The 2,896-nt window shown below is 53.2% G+C and carries 4 protein-coding genes; all 4 read left to right on the forward strand.

The annotated features are described in order from the left end of the window. A partial coding sequence (locus tag FJU11_RS18130; RefSeq protein WP_141168477.1) for a tyrosine-type recombinase/integrase occupies window positions 1-458 on the forward strand: 458 nt, incomplete at its 5' end. A 390-nt stretch (window positions 459-848) separates the two neighbouring features. Next, the gene (locus FJU11_RS18135; protein ID WP_141168478.1) at window positions 849-1,892 is read left to right on the forward strand and encodes a hypothetical protein; all 1,044 of its coding nucleotides are present in this window, start codon (window positions 849-851) and stop codon (window positions 1,890-1,892) included. A gap of 80 nt (window positions 1,893-1,972) precedes the next feature. Then, window positions 1,973-2,203: a helix-turn-helix transcriptional regulator gene (locus FJU11_RS18140; protein ID WP_141168479.1), complete on the forward strand. Its 231-nt coding sequence runs from the start codon at window positions 1,973-1,975 to the stop codon at window positions 2,201-2,203. A gap of 77 nt (window positions 2,204-2,280) precedes the next feature. Next, a complete protein-coding gene (locus FJU11_RS18145) occupies window positions 2,281-2,850 on the forward strand; it encodes a hypothetical protein (RefSeq protein WP_141168480.1) in 570 nt (189 codons plus the stop codon). The last annotated feature ends 46 nt before the right edge of the window (window positions 2,851-2,896 follow it).

The raw sequence follows: 2,896 nt of genomic DNA on the forward strand, positions 1-2,896 counted from the left end.
TTCTGATCCTGACGGCAGCGCGTAGCGGCGAGGTCCGCGAAGCACGGTGGGCGGAGATCGATACGGAGGCGAAGCTCTGGATCATTCCGGCCGAACGTATGAAGGCGGGGCGGGAGCATCGTGTCCCGTTGACGGAACGCAGCCTTGCGATCCTTGAGGCCGCCAGACCACTGTCGACGGGCAGCGCGCTAGTTTTCCCCGGCCGCTCCGTCGACAAGCCGCTTTCCAACATGGTCTTTGCGAAGACGCTCGAACGCATGAAGGTGCCATACACGGCGCACGGCTTCCGCTCGTCTTTCCGTGACTGGGCGGCGGAAACCACGAGCCATCCTCGGGAGATTGCGGAGATGGCGCTGGCGCATACGATCGAAAACAAGGTGGAAGCCGCCTACCGGCGTGGGGATCTGCTTGAGAAGCGACGCAGTCTCATGGAGGATTGGTCAGCTTATTGTTTGTAATTGGACGTTTTGAAGAACCTTCAGCATTAGCAAGTTTTATGATTCCATTGGCTTGATTAAAATTGGGAGGATTGAATGTCGGGACAGATGAAGTTCCAGAATATCGACGAGCAATATGGCCGACTGAGCGAAGCCGGCGATCCGATCAAAAAGCTGAGCGCGATTGTTCCATGGGGCAGACCGATAAGCTGACGGACATCCCGCCAATTGCCGACGTTCCACAATACGCTCGAAGATCGATCACGTCTTTGCTCTTCACTCATACGCATAGACGAGCATTGTTAGCTGCGCAGGCTTCACTCGTCGTTTTGTAATCGATCGGAATAGACCGCAATCGATTGTCGCTTGATGCAGAGATTTGTTTCTACATCCACGAAAAGGAATAATTTAATGACTAGAAAAAATATGCACATAAATAAACGTATCAATTTTGTTATCGAGCGCAGATTTCCATCATTTTACGAGGAAATCGAAAATGTATTAGATCAAGCTGTCGATAAATATCAAACACAGAATATCAGAGATCCGCGGATTATCAGTTATATAATATCCAAATGCGACACTGATACCGCCGTATTGGTGTCTCGCGAAAATGATGTGGATTTATTAAACGATAAAGATAAAATATCTAAAGATGAAAAAATAAATAAATATCTCGAGATATTTGAGGAGTACGAATCTAGAATACATAGCTTTTCTTCGGAAGAGCTTAACGCCGCATACAAAGAAGAAAAAAAATTAGAAGAAAATGAGAATTTACGAGAGATGATGGCTTGGGATGAACGTCAGGAGTTTAGTGATCCTATGGCATCGGCCGATTTCGACACATGGCTGTCGATGGCAACCTGGACGGTTGACGAAGCTGTCTCGCTTTCCTTGGCGAAGGAGCCGGGTACGGTCGATCGTTCATCTGGCTTTTATAAATTTTCTCTTAAAACTGGATCACCTTTCATATCCGAATACGAGAAGCGTACAGATCAGCTCTCAAGAGCTATTAAGGCTCAAGATCTCGATAAGCCGCTACGACCAGAAGCCGTTATGGCTTGGTTCCAGGGTCAAGGTATGCAGGGGGCCTTCGGCGGTCGAGTCCACCACATTGCGCGCTATGACGAGGAAGTCGAAGTTCTACGTCGCGAGAACGAACGTTTGAAGCGGCTTGTAACATCTCCTGAGAAGCTGGAAACGAACAGCGTGCTCGGCCTCTATAGGCTTTGCCTTGGTATGGCGATCTGCCGATACGAGTACCGTACCGATATGCGTAATGGAGCGGCAAAAAGCATCGCCGGTGAGTTCGCCGAGGTCGGCCTATCAATCACCGACGATACCGTGAGGAAGCACCTTCAGCGTGCGTCGAAAGAGTTGGGGTTCGAATGGAAGACCCGTTCCCCGTTTGAGGTTCGTTCTAAACTGCGCGCCAAACCGAAATCGGATTAAACTTTCCGAATTCGGCCAACGCACTGCGATGGCTTGGCACGATCCCCCCCGTTCGATCAAACGCATCAACGGAGCGACCAATGCCAAACGCACACCATCTTCCTGAGACCGGTTTCGTCCGCCTCGAAACGGTTCTCGCCCTCATTCCCGTAAGCCGATCGACGATTTTCTCGTGGATCCAGCAGGGGCGCTTCCCCCGTCAAATCAGGATTGGCCCTCGCACGTCCGCATGGCGGGCGGAGGACATTCGTGCCGTCATCGAGGCGCGCGCTGAAGCGCAACAAGCGGATCAATCAACCTCCAGCCGCTAAACGCTTCGGATCATCCGGGCGCCCGTAAAGGCGCTCGCAACCGAACCTAACCTAACCAACTCACAAGGAAATCTGCCATGGGCGACCGATCGACCGATCGGGGCGGACGGCGCAGCCATGCCGCACTTCCGTCCGGTTTTGAAACCCGAAAAGATGCAGAGAAACGCTGCTGCATTCTCATCAAGCGACTCGAACGCCGAACCGACGATCCTCGCTCGATGGAGCTCGCCAGCTGTCTTCGAGCGTGCACCGCTCACTCGCGGTGTATGTTGGAAGCCTGTCCGAAGTGCCTGCGACGCTTCCGCGGGAACCTCTATCGCGAAGCTCGCCGTATCGTACCGAAGGGGGCGGAGATCGTCACCGTTTCCATGATCCCGGAAGCCGCACGTGTCGAGCTCGATGCGTTGCAGACGGTCGACATCCCCACTCGCGTGAAACGCTACCGGAAAAGCCTCTCCCGCGCTTTGCCGCCGGAGGCGATGTTCGTCGGGGGCATCGATATCTCGATGAACGCGTGGCACAACCGTGATGATCACTGGAATCTGCATCTGTACGGCTACGTCATCCTGCCGAAGGGTTCGGGTGTCGGAAAACGCTCTAGCTGTGGAGCCTCAACAGGTTGTCCCGATCGAGACCGAGGCGGCTGATGGGCACGGTGTCGTTTATCCCGCCATGGGGACGGTGCCAATTGTA

Source organism: Pararhizobium mangrovi, from assembly GCF_006516965.1.
Taxonomy (GTDB): domain Bacteria; phylum Pseudomonadota; class Alphaproteobacteria; order Rhizobiales; family Rhizobiaceae; genus Pararhizobium_B; species Pararhizobium_B mangrovi.